The 18,399-nt window shown below is 49.4% G+C and carries 15 protein-coding genes and 1 tRNA gene; 10 read left to right on the top strand and 6 right to left on the bottom strand.

All coding sequences use genetic code 11. The annotated features are described in order from the left end of the window. The first annotated feature begins 37 nt into the window (after positions 1-37). The 7 genes from NEV57_RS04955 (at position 38) to NEV57_RS04985 (ending at position 4,783) form a co-directional block, all read left to right on the top strand. Positions 38-787, top strand: coding sequence for a UDP-2,3-diacylglucosamine diphosphatase (locus NEV57_RS04955; RefSeq protein WP_257657195.1), 750 nt, complete (start codon positions 38-40; stop codon positions 785-787). Then, positions 780-1,373, top strand: a complete 594-nt coding sequence (locus NEV57_RS04960) for a Crp/Fnr family transcriptional regulator (RefSeq protein ID WP_257657196.1) — start codon at positions 780-782, stop codon at positions 1,371-1,373. The genes NEV57_RS04955 and NEV57_RS04960 overlap by 8 nt, the downstream gene beginning before the upstream one ends. Before the next feature lie 88 nt (positions 1,374-1,461). Continuing rightward, entirely contained in the window at positions 1,462-1,791 is a 330-nt protein-coding gene (locus NEV57_RS04965) for a DMT family transporter (RefSeq protein WP_257657197.1), read from the top strand. Between the two features lie 95 nt (positions 1,792-1,886). Then, the gene (prfA, locus tag NEV57_RS04970; RefSeq protein ID WP_257657198.1) at positions 1,887-2,960 is read left to right on the top strand and encodes a peptide chain release factor 1; all 1,074 of its coding nucleotides are present in this window, start codon (positions 1,887-1,889) and stop codon (positions 2,958-2,960) included. Positions 2,961-3,026: 66 nt separating this feature from the next. Beyond that, positions 3,027-3,103, top strand: a tRNA-Asp gene (locus NEV57_RS04975). Positions 3,104-3,440: 337 nt separating this feature from the next. After that, the gene (locus NEV57_RS04980; protein WP_257657199.1) at positions 3,441-4,226 is read left to right on the top strand and encodes a hypothetical protein; all 786 of its coding nucleotides are present in this window, start codon (positions 3,441-3,443) and stop codon (positions 4,224-4,226) included. Further along, positions 4,223-4,783, top strand: a complete 561-nt coding sequence (locus NEV57_RS04985) for a GNAT family N-acetyltransferase (protein ID WP_257657200.1) — start codon at positions 4,223-4,225, stop codon at positions 4,781-4,783. Before NEV57_RS04980 ends, NEV57_RS04985 begins: the two co-directional genes overlap by 4 nt. A 123-nt stretch (positions 4,784-4,906) precedes the next feature. Here NEV57_RS04985 and NEV57_RS04990 read toward each other — a convergent pair whose 3' ends face one another. The 4 genes from NEV57_RS04990 to NEV57_RS05005 all read right to left on the bottom strand — a co-directional run bounded on the left by NEV57_RS04990 (position 4,907) and on the right by NEV57_RS05005 (position 12,195). Beyond that, positions 4,907-7,111 carry a transglutaminase-like domain-containing protein gene (locus NEV57_RS04990; protein WP_257657201.1) on the bottom strand — a complete coding sequence of 735 codons (2,205 nt, stop codon included), beginning with the start codon at positions 7,109-7,111 and terminating at the stop codon, positions 4,907-4,909. Between the two features lie 65 nt (positions 7,112-7,176). After that, positions 7,177-10,389, bottom strand: coding sequence for a DUF4962 domain-containing protein (locus NEV57_RS04995; RefSeq protein WP_257657202.1), 3,213 nt, complete (start codon positions 10,387-10,389; stop codon positions 7,177-7,179). Positions 10,390-10,460: 71 nt separating this feature from the next. Continuing rightward, the gene (locus NEV57_RS05000) at positions 10,461-11,273 is read right to left on the bottom strand and encodes an amidohydrolase family protein (RefSeq protein WP_257657203.1); all 813 of its coding nucleotides are present in this window, start codon (positions 11,271-11,273) and stop codon (positions 10,461-10,463) included. Continuing rightward, positions 11,263-12,195: an amidohydrolase family protein gene (locus NEV57_RS05005; protein ID WP_257657204.1), complete on the bottom strand. Its 933-nt coding sequence runs from the start codon at positions 12,193-12,195 to the stop codon at positions 11,263-11,265. Before NEV57_RS05005 ends, NEV57_RS05000 begins: the two co-directional genes overlap by 11 nt. 230 nt (positions 12,196-12,425) lie before the next feature. Between NEV57_RS05005 and NEV57_RS05010 the strand changes: the two genes are divergently transcribed. After that, the gene (locus NEV57_RS05010; protein ID WP_257657205.1) at positions 12,426-12,830 is read left to right on the top strand and encodes an iron chaperone; all 405 of its coding nucleotides are present in this window, start codon (positions 12,426-12,428) and stop codon (positions 12,828-12,830) included. 81 nt (positions 12,831-12,911) lie between these two features. On the opposite strand, the gene NEV57_RS05015 is transcribed toward NEV57_RS05010, so the two are convergent. Beyond that, the gene (locus NEV57_RS05015) at positions 12,912-14,963 is read right to left on the bottom strand and encodes a dipeptidyl-peptidase 3 family protein (RefSeq protein WP_257657206.1); all 2,052 of its coding nucleotides are present in this window, start codon (positions 14,961-14,963) and stop codon (positions 12,912-12,914) included. 53 nt (positions 14,964-15,016) lie between these two features. Further along, entirely contained in the window at positions 15,017-16,438 is a 1,422-nt protein-coding gene (locus tag NEV57_RS05020; protein WP_257657207.1) for an aminotransferase-like domain-containing protein, read from the bottom strand. Positions 16,439-16,571: 133 nt separating this feature from the next. Between NEV57_RS05020 and NEV57_RS05025 the strand changes: the two genes are divergently transcribed. Beyond that, complete coding sequence (locus NEV57_RS05025) at positions 16,572-17,648, top strand: branched-chain amino acid aminotransferase (protein WP_257657208.1); 1,077 nt, start codon at positions 16,572-16,574, stop codon at positions 17,646-17,648. Next, entirely contained in the window at positions 17,648-18,391 is a 744-nt protein-coding gene (locus NEV57_RS05030) for an SDR family oxidoreductase (RefSeq protein ID WP_257657209.1), read from the top strand. The genes NEV57_RS05025 and NEV57_RS05030 overlap by 1 nt, the downstream gene beginning before the upstream one ends. Positions 18,392-18,399 lie beyond the last annotated feature (8 nt).

Here is an 18,399-nt window from a genome sequence, read left to right on the forward strand (position 1 = left end):
GGTATAAAAACCAATCTTTTCTGTATTTTTGGCCGCTATGGCCACACGCAAAAATATCTATTTTGCTTCCGATTTTCACCTTGGTGTACCGCTCAACGATACCGCCTACACCCGGGAAAAGCGGCTGGTCCGGTGGCTGGACAGCATTAAATCCGATGCCGCCGAACTCTACCTGATAGGCGACATATTTGATTTCTGGTTCGAATATGCCACGGTCGTTCCCAAGGGCTTTATCCGCTTTTTGGGTAAACTGGCCGAACTGACCGATGCGGGCATCAAAATCACCCTATTCAAGGGCAATCACGATATGTGGATGTTCGGCTATCTTAAAGATCAGCTGGGTGCAACCATCATTGAAAACGAACTGGTTATCACCCGTGGCGAAAAGACGTTCTACCTGCATCACGGCGACGGGCTCGGTCCGGGTGACCGCAAATACAAAGTGCTCAAAAAAATATTCAGAAGCCGCTTTTGCCAATGGCTTTTTGCCCGGCTGCATCCCAACCTCGGAATTGGGATTGCCCAACGCTGGTCGGCACACAGCCGCATCGCATCGGGAGGCAAGGAAACCTTCCAGGGTGAAGACCGTGAATGGCTGGTATTGTATGCCAAAGAATTAATTAAAAAACAACACTACGATTATTTCATCTTCGGGCATCGCCACCTGCCATTGGATATTACCCTACCCAATGGCAGCAGGTACCTCAACCTCGGCGAATGGATGAATTACTATACATACGCGGTATTCGATGGTGAAAAGCTGGAATTAAAGACGTGGGATGAGTAGTCCTGATATTAGGTTGGCTAATATGCATATTGATGCCCTCTTCACCAATGTATTGGATATTCCCGCTGAATCGCTGCAAAAAATCCGGGGCATTGCCACCCTGGTTAAGTTCCCGAAGGGGCACCTGCTGTTCCGGGCAGGGAAACTGGAGCGCGATCTCTATTTCGTTGTCAAAGGTATTGCCCGTGTATATTACCACCATCATGCCAACGAGGTTACATTATGTTTTGGGGCTGAAGGTGAAGCATTAATTTCACTGAAGAGTTACATTACCGACCAACCCGGATATGAAAATATCGAACTGCTGGAACCCTGTGAACTTGTTCACTTAAGGACCGCCGATTTACAGCACTTATATGCCACCGATATCCACCTCGCCAACTGGGGCAGAAAATTGGCCGAACAAGAACTGATCAAAACCGAAGAGCGGCTCATGTCGAGGCAATTCAAAACGGCAACAGCGCGTTATAGTGAACTGATGACTCATCACCCCCACCTCCTGCTCCGGGTTCAGTTGGGACATATCGCTTCTTACCTGGGCGTTAACCAGGTTACCCTCAGCCGCATCCGGGCAGATATCCGTTAGTTTTTTTCCATTTGTAAAAATTAGTCCGGCCGCATTGCGGATATTTGCAGGGCAATGATGCAATACAATATATTGATAACAAGTAACTATGAATTGGATTATTCTCATTATCGCCGGATTATTTGAAGTTGGATTTACCACAAGCCTGGGAAAAGCAAAAAGTACAACCGGTACGGAATCGCTCTGGTGGTATGGCAGTTTTGCCGTGTGTCTCACCGCCAGTATGGCGCTCTTGATCAAGGCCACCCAGTCGCTGCCCATGGGTACCGCCTATGCGGTGTGGACCGGTATTGGCGCTGTTGGAACCGTACTGATGGGCATCATTTTCTTCAAGGAACCTGCTACATTATGGCGGCTGGTCTTTATCACCACGCTCATCGGCTCAATCATCGGGTTGAAAGCCGTTTCAGCGCACTAGGGTCAATGTCACTATTTCCACGTCCGGAAAAACCATAAAAAAACGTATTTTTGTGCCTGTTTGGCTTAACGCCGAAACGAATTACGAAAAATAATATGTTAGAAAAGCTAAAAGCGATAAAAGACCGGTGGGATGAGGTGGAACGCGAATTAAGCAACCCCGAAACCATCAATGACATGAAGCGGTTTGCCAAACTCAACAAGGAATACAAAGAGCTTGGAAAGATCGTCGATCAATACCATATCTATAAAAATATGGTAAGTAATATTGACACCAACAAGGACATTCTGGCCAATGAGAAAGATCAGGAGTTGCGTGAAATGGCGAAGGAAGATCTGGACCTGCTGCTGGAGCAGAAAGCGGAAAAGGAAGAAGAAATCCGTCTGATGCTGATTCCCAAGGATCCTGAAGATGCAAAAAATGCCATCATTGAAATCCGGGGCGGTACAGGGGGCGATGAAGCGGCGTTGTTTGCCGGTGACCTGTATCGGATGTATACCCGCTTTTTTGAGCAAAAAGGTTGGCGTAACGAAGTGCTGGATGTTACTGAGGGTACAGCCGGCGGCTATAAGGAAGTGATCCTGAAAGTCATTGGCGAAGATGTATATGGACAGCTCAAATACGAATCGGGTGTCCACCGGGTGCAGCGTGTACCCGATACCGAGACCCAGGGCCGTGTACATACGTCGGCAGCTTCAGTTGCCGTATTACCCGAAGCAGAGGAGGTAGATGTGGAAATCAACCCCGCGGATATCGAAATGCAGACGTCACGTTCGGGCGGTGCCGGCGGACAAAACGTAAATAAAGTAGAAACCAAGGTGCAGCTTACACATAAACCGACGGGTATTGTGGTCGTATGCCAGGTGGAACGCTCCCAGCTAGCCAACCGGGAGCTGGCGATGGAGATGCTGCGATCGAAACTTTACGAGCTCGAGGTACAGAAAAAACACGGTGATATTGCTGCCAAACGGAAAACAATGGTGTCAACCGGCGACCGGTCGGCCAAGGTACGCACCTATAATTACCCACAGGGACGCGTCACGGAACACCGCATCGGGCTGACCCTTTATAACCTCCCCGCCATTATGGATGGTGATATCCAGGAGATTATCGACGCCCTCCAATTTGCGGAGAATGCAGAGAAAATGAAGGAAGGTGCTACCGGTTAAATATTTTCAAAAAAATGTTTGCAAATAGATAAAACAAGCTATATTTGCAGACCCGAAAGGGAAGCAGGTTCGGTAGTTCAGCTGGTTAGAATACATGCCTGTCACGCATGGGGTCGCGGGTTCGAGTCCCGTCCGGACCGCCAGTTTAAAAACCCTCTCTAAGATAATTAGAGAGGGTTTTTCTTTTGCAGGAAACGAACTCCCACCTCGTTCTCGGAGGCTCGGGAAAATCATACGCACCCGCGATTTTGCCAAATGGATAAAGCGGTAACCCCTTAACCCGTAGCACGGTCTATATTGGTAAAAGTGATAATAAAAAAAACCGGTGCCCCACCTGTTCTCAAAAGAGTTTTTACATTTGTTTCAGACGGTCCGGTTGTAGGACTGTCCGCAGGAACTCCCGCGAAATTTGCGGTCAGGCACCTAGGATAGATACGAAGGCTAGGTATACGCGTAAACAATGACATTGAAAACACATCCATGAAAGAGAATATTTTATTGATGCTTATTATGATAGCTACCAAATGCTTCGGGCAGGGAGAGATCACGATATCCCATGCTATCCAAACGGAAGATTTTATAGAGATTGCCCTGTCAATGGATAAACAGACCAGTAAGTTCGAGCTGATCAACATAGATACCATGACAGTTACGGATAACAGGGGAAACGTGCTGGAAGTAAACCGTACTTATCCGTTGAATTATAACTACAATAATGGCAGAGGTAAAACATTACGGTATAATCTCCCCAAAAGGAAGGTCCGGGATCTGCATATCAGGGGCATCATGAAATATTTTACTCCCGCTGAAGAAAGCAGCTCATACTTCAACCTGGGGAAAAACGGGGATATTGCCCGCAATGTTAATCTCGTAGACAAGGCAATATTGGCGGAGAACCCCGACCTCTATTTCAGCATTGTTGATTCGACGGTGATAAATAACGTCTTCCCGGACTTTACATACAGAACAAGAGACAGCGAACCTTACCGTAAAATTGACTTCAGCTCCTTTGATATCATATACGCATACCGGTACACGGATGAACAGAAGATCGTTTATTTCATCAATGATGATCCGATGCCCGGATATACTAACATGACACTTAGAGATAAGAAAACGGGTATCATATATGCATTAACTAAAATAAAAAGGGGCATTTCTCAAGCCGAGAGAGATGATATTTCAGTGGAAATCATGATCGAAAATGAGGTGTCCGTCAAGAGGATCCCTTTTGAAATCGGAGAAGTAAAAGTAGAACAGTTATGACGGCTAAAAGGAGTATGCTGGTATCAGCGACTTTCCCAGTTTTGAAAACTGAAAGATTAACGCTCAGACGATTATCAATTGATGACCGACAAGCTATTTTTGCTTTGCGCGCAGACCCAAAAATTAACGAGTTCCTTGACAGACCAATCTGTAAGACAGACGAAGATGCAATAGATTTCATCAACAAGGTTAATGACAATGTTGCAAAAGGCAACACGCGTTATTGGGCGGTTACGTTGACAGAGACAAAGACACTTGTAGGCACAATTTGCCTGTTTGACTTTTCAAGCGAAAGTAGTAGTTGTGAAATCGGATATGAATTAATGCCTGAATTTCAAGGACAGGGAATAATGAGAGAGGCGGCTCAAGCAGTAATTGATTATGTGTTTCAGACTTTAAAGTTTAAAAAAATACTTGCTTTTACACATTACGGGAACCAGAATTCAACCAATCTTCTGTTAAAATTAAATTTTGTAAAATCAATAGAAACGGACAAAGAAAATGCTAATTTAAATATTTTCACGTTACATAATAATAGCGCATCTACAGAAGGATGATGCTTAAACCACCGTTTTTTAAGATGTGGTTATTGATGCAACGTACAATTCTGAACCTCCTATTTTCAACAATGTCATACGGCCTGTATTTCTTTTGCGACAGTTATTGCGTTTCCCTGGCAGCTATTTACTGATCAACGTGATGCTGGAAGGCTGGCCTTTATTCCCAAGCACGTCCACACTACAGATCTCAAGGTTGTTGCTGCCCGGTACCAGCTTCCACTCGTATGTATGCTCGGACACCTGCATTTGCTTTCCATTTACGGTTACTTCAAAGTAACTGAATCCGGGCGTGTCGGTAAGCATGTTGATGATAAGCTTATCCTTTGCGATCACTGACGCGCTGAAATTCACCTGGAACAACGGACCGTACATGTCAGCAGCACGCCTAACAAAAATCCGATGCTCCGGCGTCGGGGGAGTCTGCTCGTCCGTCCAGGCATAATAGCCGTCCCATCCCCAATGTGTCCTGCCGTGTGTAATAGGTATCGGCAACGGTTGGCTGAGCCAGTTGCTGCGCGGCAACCAGCGTACTTCAGCCGCATTAAAAAACCCATAACCACCCGAATAACCTGCATTAAGCGAGTTAGGGGCTACCTTCCACCACACATAATCATCATCGATCTTTCCCGAAAACGCATGCCCACCCACCTCAATAGCGATGGGCAGTTGTTCCGGATGGATATTGGCTGTCCGCAAATTCCGATCGTCAACAGACCACTGGTCCCGGTTAACTGATTCGCCTTCCGGGTAATAGGTCGACAAAAAAATGCGATGCAGTTCAAGGACATTCAAGGGAATGCCCGTCTTACGATCGTAAAATGACGTATCAAAATTAGGGTCAATCATTACCCACTTATTAAATTCATTCGACCACACTTCCACCACCTCATGGCCTCCCCATATTGAAAAATTGGTGTTAACAATGCGCGCCGGAATTCCAAAACTTTGACAGGCCTGGGCAAATACCACAGCATAATGCAGGCAATTGCCCCCACGCTTACCTCCAGTGCCGGCCAGTATTTCCGTGGCGTCCCACGTGATCAGATCGGGTGATTCCGGATCAGGAAGGAACCAGTCCCATTGACCTGCAACCCACCCTCTTAAACGTATAATTTTTTTCCATTCTGTTTTTGCTCCTTCGACGACGCTATCCAGGGTAAACGTCTTACGGAATTTCTGTAACTTGTTATTTGCCGGATCTTCGTGCCGGAATGCAAAAGCGCTTGGGGTAAAAGCCCCGTTGTGTGAACGGACCACCGTCAGGTTATCTGTTACTAATCCCACCGTCCATCTGCTGTCCACAGTGAGTCCGTTTAATTTCGGTGTTTCCGCTCCCGAGTTCCCCTCAAAGCTAAACTCCAGTTGAATAAAACGTTTTTTGTGTTCGGCCGGCAATTTCTCCGTTGCCAGTTCTTCCCAATCCGTCCAGCCACCGAGCGCCGGCTGGTGCGTATCCCCACTGCGGATCCGCGTAAGCCAGCGACTGCCTTTTGTTTCGGCTGTGTCTATCCGGATAATGGCATCATGGATAGTCGCCGGGGAAAAAACCACTTCCCCCAGCAGTTTATCCGCCAGATTGATGACCGGCGTATACAGCTGGGCCCTGTCCTGATAAGACTGTAATTTAAGCCTGATGGGATATTCCCCCGTCTTGCCTGCGGCTGTCACGTGGTTATTCCAGGTATTGCCGCTGTCTACACTCCGGGCACTTCGGAAGGGAAAGCTGACGTTGGCTGCTGGTCCATATTTGAACTTTTCATAAAGTGCAACCGGTACGCGGTATCGATCCCCGGTTTCCTGCACAGCAACTTCAATCCGGTTTTCGCCCTTTTTCAAATAGGCTACCGGCACCGGTACGGAAGTCCAGAAATGGTGGAATTCGTAAACAATCGGCTCATTGCCGTTTACAGTAAATACCAGTTTTCCCCCGGAAAGCGGTGTATTGCCAACCGGATATAGCAGCATACTGATGATCGCATTTCGCACTGGGGAATCGGGCAGGATCAGGTGTTTACGTAACGTTATTCCATCACCGATCGTATCCCAGGCTTCGCCCCTTATTGATCCGATCCCTGCCGCATCGTCTTCGATCAGCACTTCCCCCGTTAACTCGATCGCATCGTCAGTAAGCATCAGCTGCCGCGACTGGGATTGGAAAAACAATTCAGAAGCGTTCCACGACTGCTTTGCATGGCCAACGCTATCAGCAAGGTAATTTTGCCGGGAAAAGACAACATCCTGACGGTGGACAGCAGACACAGGCCTTTGAAAAAGCAGCATAAACAATACAGGGAAGAATAAACGTGGCAGGCGATTCAAATCCATAAGGATAACAAATAAAGCAGGCGGTTCATCCGCGGATGAACCGCTGAATGAACCGCCTCCAATTATTAGTTTATTTTTAATGTTACGGTACCCGCGGGCAGCTTAGCCGTTAATCGGTTGGCTGCACTGTCGTACTGCCAATCCTTAAACGTTTTTCCGTCCAGCTGCACAGCTGCCGGTTTACCGGATAACAGGACCTGTATACTGCAACCCGATTCCGATTTAATTTCGAGCTCAGAGGCGGCATCGTGCTTGGCCAGCGTACCAATAACCGGTTGATCAGCAGTCAACCCAATACCGTTCCCGGTGATCGACGAACCTTCAAAATAAACCATGCGCAGTGCACCGACCTTGTCATAAGACACCGTGAATTTTCCTGCATCAGTGGTAAAATCTCCTGCAGTTTCCGTGTTCCCGGTCTTAAAGAAACCAATATCGGACCCTGCGGCATGTGCTATTTTCACGGCAGCCCAGCCCGGAATAGTCAACGGCGTAGTTACCGGGCTTTCGCCAAAAGTGCCGTTCTCCGGCTTACCTTCCGGAAGCATGACGGCCAGGAAATTAACTTCCTGCAATGCGGGTTTACTGGCAAGCGCGAGGAACGATTCATAAAATACTTTTCCAACACCTTTATCGTAGCTTTTAGCGGATACAATCTCCGGCGAAACCACATCCATGGTCAGCCTTGATTTCGGCCGGACGACCGTCATATGTCCTGCTTCGTAGTTAACCGTTGCCTGTTCACCGTCGTTGGGCGGCGTGTGGAACATCCAGCTGTATACATGTCCTTCGGGTGATTTGCTCTTCACTTCGTCAAAAAGAAATAAGGGTCCGGTTTTCGTGTATAGCAGTGTACGGTTATATTTTTCCAGTTTACCCTTATATACCGAACTGAGGTCGCTTGTTATACCATCGGCGTATTTGCCATTGAAGAACCGTTGAGCACGCGGCCAGTCCCGTAGCGCCTTGATCCCATTGTCATAATGTGCCGGCTCCTGGCTTTCTGGGTCATGATCCACGAGCATCACGTTATGCGCGATCGCCTGAACGTGATAACTCAGGTATTCGAGGTTAGCGTAATACCCAAGTGGCCCGTATGCCGGGTCTGTTAACAGCGGCTCGCCATTTTTCATGATCTGGAAACTGCCCTGGTCATAGTGATAATGATTGGAGTTCGGGCCTACCCGTGTAGAGATAATCGTTGAACCGTCGTCCCACCCGGAACGCATGACCATCCCCTGTGCAGAGAAAAATTTAGAACTTGGCAGCGTCTCGCGGGCGATGGGCGTAATATCATCGCGATACCAAAGGTAACTCAGGTACCCTCCTTTACCGGCTTCCCAAAATGGTTTGACGTAACTATAGATGTACGGGTTTTTGGTCCGGTTAACGAGCCACCAGGCATGATCCTGCGCCCCCAGATCAACGCGGGAACCATTTGTTCCGCCCCCATCTCCGTAATCCTGCATCAGCCCGTCGGAAAAACTTGCCTGCATCGGATATTTATAGAAGTTTTCAAAATTAGTCGTGGTCGTCAAATCCACCCCGAAATTACGCTCAAGTGCAGGCAGCAGTTCAGCCAGGTCGCGGCTTGCCATATGCATATACCCTGTTTTGGGCTCCCCGTAACTACCGTCCTGGTAATACGTCCGGTCCATAAACGTTCTTGTCTTCGTGATAATACCGGAGAGGATGGGTTCCAGGTAGGGGTTAGCCGGGTCATCGCCATATATAGCCGTGGCAGCAAGCCCAAAACCGGCAACCAGCACGGCAATGTGATTGGTTTGATTGGAAGGCATGCGGTTCATTTCAACCATGTCCCTGTAGAACAGATTCAAGCCTTTATCCATAATTGCCTTCCTTACCAGCGCCCGTTCCGATTCGTCAAGCAAATCATAAAGCATATCGTATCCATAGGCGACCGGTTTAATGGTATAGCCAACCGGATAATAGGTCCAGAACTTTCTGACCAGCATCCAATCCGCATTCCATTTAGAAAAAGAACAAAGTTTCAGCAGCGCTTTCTTCGCCTGCTCCCCTGCCGCTTTATCGCCCGTAAATGCATAATAGAAGCTCCCCTCCTCAATAACCCTTGCTAACCTGCTGTTTGGTCCGTTCCAGGTGGCATAGGCATCAAATCCAACCGAATTCTTGGCATGGGGTCCACCCACCAGGTTCTCTTCCGTATAGTCTTTCCCTTCCTGTATGGCATCCACATCAACATTCATGAAATCTTTATGGGCCAGCGCCTGATCGAGAATTTTCTTAGCAACAGGAGATTGTTGGCTTGCCAGTTTCTGGGCCAGCTCTTCGGCAGAAAAATAGAGGCGCGGATGTTGGTTAACCCGGTTTCCGGGCATAAGAAAGTGCATGACATCAGTCAATTCCCCGCCCTGGGCATCGGTCCCCCGTAATCGGATTGCCCATTGTCCCGGCGCATCGTTGTTACGCAGTTTATAGATCGCGTTATTCGTCCACTGATCACCCGTTTTAGTAAACCGGATATGGTCTTTTATTACCTGTCCGCGACTGTCGAGCAGGGTACCTGTTACTTCTTTCAGGCTGGCATTTCCTTCGGGGGATACGCTAAGTCCGATGTTTTCCCCATAAAAAAAATGTTTGTCGAGTATGGTCTCATCAAACATTTCAAGGTTTGTCGAGGCCGGATTTTCCGCAACGAACCGCCGATCACGCATGCCGTTGATCTTGAAATCATCCATTAGGATGGTATACGTAAAAAGGTAGTTTACCACAGGATAAGTGCCTTTTAACGTAATCACCTGGATGTGTTCACCTGCTTTGAGCGACGCGTTGTCCAGTTTAAAGTCTGCAATGGGAATATCAAGCTCGAGCCAGGTATTGGCCTTGGGATTGGCAATGTTATAGCGGTACCGCTTGCCGTCAAATGTACCGATCGAGAGCTCCAGGGATCCCGCATCACGGTCGCTCTGAAAATAAACCGCCGCCCGTACCCGGGTATCGGATGTGGTATACATGTTTAACCGGCGCGTAAAGCCCTGGTATAGTTCATTCGTATCGTGTGCCTTAAAAGGCCTTGCGAGTGCGTATTTGCTATCATTGTGTGTAGGCGACTTTGCTGCCGCATACAGCGCGTCAAAGGCAATATCCTGCGCATAGGGATACGTTTCCCACCCGAAAAGCTCTCCGGTTTCAAAATCGTTGAACAATTCATAGGGTACCCGGTCGATGCGTTCCTGGCCCAGTACACCCAGCCAGCAAAGGCTGGAAAAAAAGTAAAGTGCTATGTGTTTTTTCATATTTATGAGGCTTATATTTTTCAAAAATCAAGATACTAGCTGTAAACCAAATTAAACCGTGCGTGCTGCTGTCAGATCTTAAGCATACGGCGGGCATTACCCGACCACACCAATTCTTTTTCCGTTTCGTTGAGTTCCTCAAATACGCCCAGTCTGAAAAAGGGCGAACAATAATCCACAAACGGGGTTTCCGTTCCAAAGGCGATCCGTTCCGCACCGAAGCTGCTTACCAGGTAGCGGAGGCTTTCGCTGTTGGGTCCTTTTACAGGAACACCGCTGCCCCTGGAAGTATCAAACAAGACATCAGCCTGCTGTAAAACAGCCAGCGCATCGGCGGTAGTAGCCTCCTGATCGTCGGTAATCCGTGCATCCAGCACCATAAACTGGGCATCCGGAACCTGGCTGATCACCTCAGCAATATCATTATAACTCAACGCCTTGTCGACATCCAGCCACGACCGCTCCCGCAGGTCAGTCATTCGCAATGCGATCGATACGGGCATTCCGCGGTCGCGCGCCGCCGCTATCATGGCAATGCACCGGCTGTCCGTCAGTTTATAATCGTGGTAAATGGGGTAAATCCGGATACCTTTCATGCCATATTCCTCGTGGCATATTTTCAGGGAATCCTGCCACCAAGGCAACACCGGATTCATTGTCGCAAAAGGGATAAAGCGATCCTTAAAAATGGCATCCGACTGAAGTTCATTGTGAAGCTCTTCATTGCCGATCTGGGAATCAACATAAAAGATACCATTGAGATTCGAAACAATGGTCTTATCCACACCAAACCGGTTCATCCGGGCAAGCAGACCGGCAATCGTATTTCCCCTGAGGTTCCGGAAAGGCCAGTGGCCCGTATAGCCGCTTATATCAATTAACATGGTTACCAGCCTTTCTTAATAAGTTATTGAAGTTTTCGAAAAACACTTTTTTACGGTCGGATTCGGTTAGGTTCGCCCACATGATCTTCCCCACCCCGGTTTCGTAATTCATATCCGTGGCAAAGAGCAGCCGGTCTACCCCCAGGTACTGTACAGCCATGTCGATCATGCCTTCATCACTGACGCTGCCACTGGTATCCAAAAAGACAGAAGGCGCATGCTGTAGTACCCTGCACATGTATTCCCAGTTCCCACCTCCGCCGATATGGCCGCAGATAATCATCGCCTCCGGATACCGGTTACCGATTTCCACAAAATCATCCGGCAGGGAGGAGTTCGGCGGATTGGTTGGCAGGTAACCCGGACGCCAGTTTCCCAGTGTGGTTACCCCATGCAGCATCATCGGAATCCGATGCTTGATGCACCGCTCCACAATCGGGTAGTACAGTGGGTCGCTGATCCGGACGCTGTCATACAGCTCGCCGAGCATCACCATACCCTGGTCTACGCAACGGTCAATTTCCTCAAGCGCTTCTTTTTTGAAACGGGGATCAATATAGCACTGGCCCATAATCCGCTGAGGGTAGGCCTTCATGCCTTTGATAATGGCGTCATTATTGGCCCGGATTGCTTCCGGCGTTTTACCGCCGGGAATGGAACATGCCGCCCGGGTAATCCCAAGCAGCTCGCAGCTTTCATTAATCTGGTCTGCATTGCTCCCTTCCCAGATGTGGTTATGGGCATCCAGTTTGGGATACTTGTTGGCCTCCTGTAATAGTTTTTTCCAGCCTTCCGGCTGAAAGGTGCCGGCAGCATTGCCCGCCGACGCGCCGGACGGTTCACTGCAGCTAACTCCTGAAAGGGAAGCCCCAAGCAAAGCCAGGCCACCCGTACCCAGAAAATTTCTTCGGTTTAACTTCATGCTGATTCCTTTGATTTTAGATTTACTGTCTTGATCACCAGTCCACGCTATTGATATGACCGGATATGGGGTAAAAGTCCCCCTCTAAACTGAAATTTAACTGAAAACGCCGCCCGATAAGCGTCTCCTTGTCGTGAATCGCCTCCCATGTTGACATATTTCCCCATTTCGATACGCGGCGATACCGCTTATATTTGTATAGGCATGGTGCCCATTAACTCTTAAATGCAATGGAAAAAATCCAGACAAACAAGGCCAGCAATGTGGCGGAATATATCGCTTCCGTTCCCGATAGTGGCCACCGGGCCACACTCGAGCAGGTCAGGGCCATTATTAAAAATGCAGCCCCGGGGGTTGAGGAATCCATCAGCTACCAGATTCCGGCATACCGTTACCACGGTGTGCTGATTTATTTTGGCGCATGGAAAAACCACTGGGCGCTCTATCCGGTCAGTCAGGCCATGAAAGAAACGTTCAACGATCAGTTAGCTGCGTACAAGCTCACCAAAGGAGGAATCCAATTCCCTTGGGACGAACCGTTTCCACGGGAACTCATTACCCGGCTGGTCGCGGAGCGGATAGCCGAAAACCTGGCCACTGAAAAACAAAAAGCGACGAAAAGCAACAAAAAATAACGGCGTGCGTGCAGTATGCCCCTAAAGAAAACGCCGGTATATGGAAATCATATACCGGCGTTTTCTTTAGGGATGCAGCGCCTAATTCACTGCCGGCAAAAGCGAATAATTTTTACCGTATTCCAGCATCTGGTCAACGAACGAAGTAACGTATTCCAGCCGTACATCCACGATTTCCCCGTTTTCTTCCACGGCTACGAGCCGCGGCTGAACAAAGCCCTTATAGGGTCGCAGATTCAGCTTGGCGTAACGGCCAAGTACTTCCTCGTGCAGTTCCCGGTTAACCTTTACACCATACGTTTCCACCAGGTTTTTCCCCGCCTCATAATCACCTTCCGATTTGATCCGTTGGATCTCCCGCAGCAACTCGCCAAACAGCACGCGCAGTTTATCATAGTCGTTCACCTGCACATACGTTTTCCCGTCCTTCTTTTCAAACGAAACCACGTTGTCGGCTTTACCCTTCTCATACACCCAGTACGCATTCAGTGCCCGGTTACGCATGTGTGCCTCTTCGATATCATCACCGAGTTTCAGGCGCGACAGCTGTGTCATCAGGCCATTCATCATGTAGCTGTCGTACTCGGCCTTGCCCACTTCAAGGGTCGGCATCACACCGATTTCAACAAGCTTGGGATCCAGGATGTAGTACAGCGCAACCAGGTCGGCACGCGCTTCCTCCAGGCAGGAGGCATAGCTCTTCAGTGTCTTATCCGGCGTACCCACGCCGGGGTTGATCTGGCCTGAAGCATGTCCGATACATTCGTGCATGTCGGTATGCAGGTCGCTGGACAGCGTCCCGTATTGCTTCATGCGTTCCAGTTTTGCCTGGTCGCCCACAAATTCCTCGAGAAATCCGCTGTTCGCACTGCTTTCGTTATACGCATGCACAATATTACTTAAGGACACGGATTTGGAACCATATTCTTTTCGCAGCCAGTCCGAATTGGGCAAGTTAATGCCAATGGGCGTACTTGGTGCCGCATCGCCTGCCTCGGCAATTACCGTAATTGCTTTCGCGCTGATGCCCTTCACTTCCTTTTTCTTGTGTTCGGGCTGCAACGGAGAATGATCTTCAAACCACTGGGCTTCATTGGCAATCGCCTGAATGCGTTTGGTACTTTCGAAATCCTTCAGCGATAATACCGCTTCGTAGCTGCCCTTAACACCAATGGCATCGTTATACACTTCAATGAAGCCATTGGCAAAGTCGATGGTGCCTGTCGTATCCTGTACCCACGCCTTATTATATTCATCCCACGTTTTTAAGTCGCCGGTGCGGTAATACTCCGCCAGCAGCGTGAGTGCCGCTTTCTGCTGGTCGTTTTCCGCCAGCGGAATGGCCTTCTGCAGCCAGAAAATAACCTGGTCTATGGCCGTCCCATACATACCCCCCGACCGCCATACCCGTTCAGTAAGGCGACCGCCTTCCTTGACGACTTTGCTGTTCAGGCCCCATTCGGGATCATGGCCGGTATCCGGAAATCCAGCGTAAAACGCTTCCACCTCCTGTTGGGTTACCCCTTCGTAAAAATTATTGGACGATTGTGCCACATGGTCTATACCAGCCGTGAGGTTTACCATTTTGGGGTCTACGTTGGGGTCAAATATGACCGGCTGGAGCCGGTTCACAAATGCGTCTACCGTTTCGCCCTCCTGCAAAGGAAGGGCTGCGGGGTCGCAGGCTTTTACCAGTGTCGCAAAATAATCAAACGAGCATTCCGGCACGAATTTGTCATTCGAATAGTGGTGGTGGTTGCCGTTACTGAACCAGACACGACCGCTGTAAGTCCTGAATTTTTCCCATTCGTCGCCCTTTTTTTCCGTGTCCGGATTATTCCAGATGGCTTCAAGCGTTTTCCGGATGGTCAGGTTGTGTTTTCCCCGCTGGTCATAAATGATATCGCGGCCCGACAGGCCGGCCTGATACAGGTAGTAGGCCAGCTTTTTCTGTTCCAGGCGCAGGGCATCCCAACCCGGCACATCATACCGCAATATTTCTAAATCGGCAAATTGATCGATCTTGATTTCCGATTCAGCAGACGTGTCCACTGCTGATTTGTCCGGTGATTGGCAGGCTAGCAGGCCGGCCACACATGAAGCTCCTGTGAATAACATCCCTAATTTTCCCATATTCATTGTTATAATGTAATGATGATGTGATCAAAATTAGTTTTTTTTACTTATCAAACCATCCTTTTGGCCAATTTTCCCAGCGTACGCAGTCCTGCTTCCACCTGATCGTTCCATAATATACCATAGCTTAACCGTAGGCAATTATGGTATTGATGCTGCAATGTAAACATTCTGCCCGGTGCAATACTGATGTTATAGCGTAATGCCGATTCATACAACTGCACGGCATGTACCTGCCTGGGCAGCTCTACCCACAGTAAAAAGCCTCCCTCCGGCCGGCTTACCTTTGTTCCTTCGGGAAAGTAGGTGCTGATTGCGCGCAGGTACTGCAGCAGGTTCGCATAGAGCGTACTTCTCAATTTCCGTAAATGATTCTCATACCGGCCAGTTTCCAGAAAGTTGGCAATGGCTTCCTGGGGCAGGGTGGCCGAGGAAACCGAATGGTAAAGTTTGGTGCGCATCACCTGATCCCTGAACCTGCCGGGCGCCACCCAACCCACCCGATAACCGGGTGCCAGTGTTTTTGACACCGATCCGCACCACAGCACAATACCGCTCTCATCATACGTTTTGCATGATTTCGGGCGGTGATGACCGAAATAAATGTCGGCATAAAGATCGTCTTCAATTAAGGGGATACCGTATTTTTCCATCAGCAGCACCACTTCTCTTTTGTGCTCATCCGGCATGCAGCTGCCCAGTGGGTTGCTGAAATTGCTCGTCAACAGGCAGAGCTTAATCTTGTCCGTTTCCAATGTCTTTTTCAGTGCATCGATTTCAATCCCCGTAATCGGATTGGTGGGCAGTTCAAGCACGCGCAATCCCAGGCTTTGCGCAAGCTGCAGTACACCCAGGTATACCGGGCTCTCTGTCACTATGGTATCGCCGTGCACGGTCAGCGCCATCAGCGAATAAGCCAGCGCATTCATGCATCCCGCCGTGGTAACCAGGTCCTGCTCCTCCAGCTTGCCTCCCCACGAAAAAGCTGCCCGTGCAATCTGCCTGCGTAACCGGCTGCTGCCCTGGATATCATCATACAGCGTACCCCCCGCCGGAAGGCTGCGCATGGCGGTCACCAGCGCCTTGTTGATTTTGGCTACCGGCAGCAATGCCGGCGATGGTACGCCCACCGAAAACGACAGGTCATGATGCGATCCCAGGTTAGCATACACTTTGCTGATTAAAGCGGTTGTTTCCTGAACACCGGGCGTACCGACCGGATTACTGGTTTCGGGTGCTGTTGGAAATTTCCGATGGGAATACGAAACATAATAACCCGATTGCGGCCGCGACTCGATCAACCCTTTCCCGACCAGGTCATAATAGGCCTGCAGTACGGTACTCATGCTTACGCCGTATTCACGGCACATCGTACGGATAGAGGGTAACTGATCCCCTACCTTCAATACATTATGTTGGATCTGATGTTCCATATTTTTAGCAATCCGCTGGTATAGCAAGTCTTTTTTCATGGGTGCTGGCGTAAAATCTGTTATGCTCAAAAATAACAAAATTGTGTCTGTATAGGTTAAAAACTTTCATCCATTTTTGTGATGCAGATCAATGGATCAACAAGTTTTATTCACCGATAAATGAACACGTCTTATGGATACAATGACTTCAATTCCCATTACCCGAACACGGCAAAGCCGGATAACCGAACTGGATATTGACCACCTGGTTTTCGGGGCCACGCCAACCGACCACATGTTTATGGCAGCATTCCGCGATGGCGGCTGGCAAAATCCGCAGATCGTGCCATTTGGCGATTTGACCATTAGTCCGCTTGCACTGGGCCTGCATTACGGCCAGACCGTATTTGAAGGGTTAAAAGCCTACCGCACGGCAGCCGGCCACATCCACCTGTTCAGGCCGCACAGGCACCACGCCCGACTTAACAGATCGCTTGGCCGCATGGGCATGCCCGCCGTTCCGGAGGCTCTGTTTATTGATGCGCTGCACCGGCTGGTCGAACTTGACCAGGACTGGGTGCCTGCTAAACCAGGTACCTCGTTGTACCTGCGGCCGCTGGTCATCGCTACCGAGCCGCGTTTAGGGGTAAAAATATCTGAGGAATATCTGTTTATAGTCGTTGGCATGCCAATGGCCGATTATTATACTGGTAAGTTGAAAGTGAAGGTGGAGACCCGGTTTTCCCGCGCTGCCTCGGGCGGAACCGGCGCAGCTAAGTGCGGAGGTAATTACGGGGCCGCATTCTATCCGGCGCAGCAGGCAAAATCCGGTGGTTTTGACCAGGTGCTGTGGACAGACGCCACGCACCATGAATTTATTGAAGAATCCGGTACCATGAACATTTTTTTCGTTATTGACGGTATACTGATCACACCACCGCTGTCCGACAGCATCCTCGATGGGGTCACACGTGACTCCCTGCTTACGCTGGCGCGCGCGGGGGGTATACCCGTTGAAGAGCGAAAAATCAGCTATAAGGCATTAGAAAAGGCCTTTCTATCGGGTAAAGCAATTGAGGCGTTCGGGGTTGGGACGGCAGCGATGGTATCGCCCATCGAGGTAATTGACATCATGGGGAAAACGTATTATCCATCCGTTGGTCCGGACGCACTGATGTACCGGTTGAAAAATGAGTTGCAGGCCATCCACACCGGAACGAAAAAAGATTCGTATTATTGGAATTATATTATTCAGACCGTACTGCAGTAATGAAAACGATACTGATCACTGGCGCTAGCCGCGGCATCGGCGCGGCAACTGCCCTGCTGGCTGCCTACCAGGGATATGCCGTCAGTGTAAATTACAACAGGAACAGATCAGCGGCTGAAGCCGTGGTCGAACAGATTACCGGTAACGGCGGCCGGGCCATTGCCATCCAGGCAGACGTTACCCAGGAGGCGGATATCCTAAGACTATTTATCGAAACAGAACGGCAGCTGGGGTCCTTATATGCACTCGTCAACAATGCCGGCATTCTCGAACAACAGATGCGGTTGGAACACCTGACTGTGGAACGTATGGACCGCATCGTTAAAGCGAACCTCATCGGTCCAATGTGCTGTGCCCGCGAGGCAGTCAAGCGGATGTCCACTAAATATGGTGGCCCGGGCGGTGTTATTGTCAATGTGTCTTCCATCGCCGCCAAGAGCGGCTCCCCTAACGAATACATCGATTATGCTGCCACCAAGGGAGCGCTTGACACGTTTACCGTGGGTCTGTCAAAGGAAGTCGCCGCAGAAGGCATCCGGGTAAACGCCGTACGTCCCGCACTCATTTACACTGATATTCATGCCGACGGCGGCGAGGCCGGCCGAGTAGACCGGATTAAGGACCGTATACCGATGAAACGGGGCGGATATCCCACCGAAGTAGCCGAAGCCATTCTATGGCTTGTTTCCGAAAAATCATCCTACACCACCGGGAGTTTTATTGACGTCAGCGGCGGCGGATAAGCAAATCA

Source organism: Parapedobacter lycopersici (genome assembly GCF_024643285.1).
Lineage (GTDB): Bacteria > Bacteroidota > Bacteroidia > Sphingobacteriales > Sphingobacteriaceae > Parapedobacter > Parapedobacter lycopersici.

Bases quoted from the DNA above. Each gene is read 5' to 3' on its own strand.
- NEV57_RS05015 (WP_257657206.1), bottom strand. From the start codon at position 14,963: ATGGGAAAATTAGGGATGTTATTCACAGGAGCTTCATGTGTGGCCGGC.
- prfA (WP_257657198.1), top strand. From the start codon at position 1,887: ATGTTAGAAAAGCTAAAAGCGATAAAAGACCGGTGGGATGAGGTGGAA.
- NEV57_RS04960 (WP_257657196.1), top strand. From the start codon at position 780: ATGAGTAGTCCTGATATTAGGTTGGCTAATATGCATATTGATGCCCTC.
- NEV57_RS04990 (WP_257657201.1), bottom strand. From the start codon at position 7,111: ATGGATTTGAATCGCCTGCCACGTTTATTCTTCCCTGTATTGTTTATG.
- NEV57_RS04965 (WP_257657197.1), top strand. From the start codon at position 1,462: ATGAATTGGATTATTCTCATTATCGCCGGATTATTTGAAGTTGGATTT.
- NEV57_RS05010 (WP_257657205.1), top strand. From the start codon at position 12,426: ATGGAAAAAATCCAGACAAACAAGGCCAGCAATGTGGCGGAATATATC.
- NEV57_RS05000 (WP_257657203.1), bottom strand. From the start codon at position 11,273: ATGTTAATTGATATAAGCGGCTATACGGGCCACTGGCCTTTCCGGAAC.
- NEV57_RS04980 (WP_257657199.1), top strand. From the start codon at position 3,441: ATGAAAGAGAATATTTTATTGATGCTTATTATGATAGCTACCAAATGC.
- NEV57_RS04985 (WP_257657200.1), top strand. From the start codon at position 4,223: ATGACGGCTAAAAGGAGTATGCTGGTATCAGCGACTTTCCCAGTTTTG.
- NEV57_RS05030 (WP_257657209.1), top strand. From the start codon at position 17,648: ATGAAAACGATACTGATCACTGGCGCTAGCCGCGGCATCGGCGCGGCA.
- NEV57_RS05025 (WP_257657208.1), top strand. From the start codon at position 16,572: ATGGATACAATGACTTCAATTCCCATTACCCGAACACGGCAAAGCCGG.
- NEV57_RS05020 (WP_257657207.1), bottom strand. From the start codon at position 16,438: ATGAAAAAAGACTTGCTATACCAGCGGATTGCTAAAAATATGGAACAT.
- NEV57_RS05005 (WP_257657204.1), bottom strand. From the start codon at position 12,195: ATGAAGTTAAACCGAAGAAATTTTCTGGGTACGGGTGGCCTGGCTTTG.
- NEV57_RS04955 (WP_257657195.1), top strand. From the start codon at position 38: ATGGCCACACGCAAAAATATCTATTTTGCTTCCGATTTTCACCTTGGT.
- NEV57_RS04995 (WP_257657202.1), bottom strand. From the start codon at position 10,389: ATGAAAAAACACATAGCACTTTACTTTTTTTCCAGCCTTTGCTGGCTG.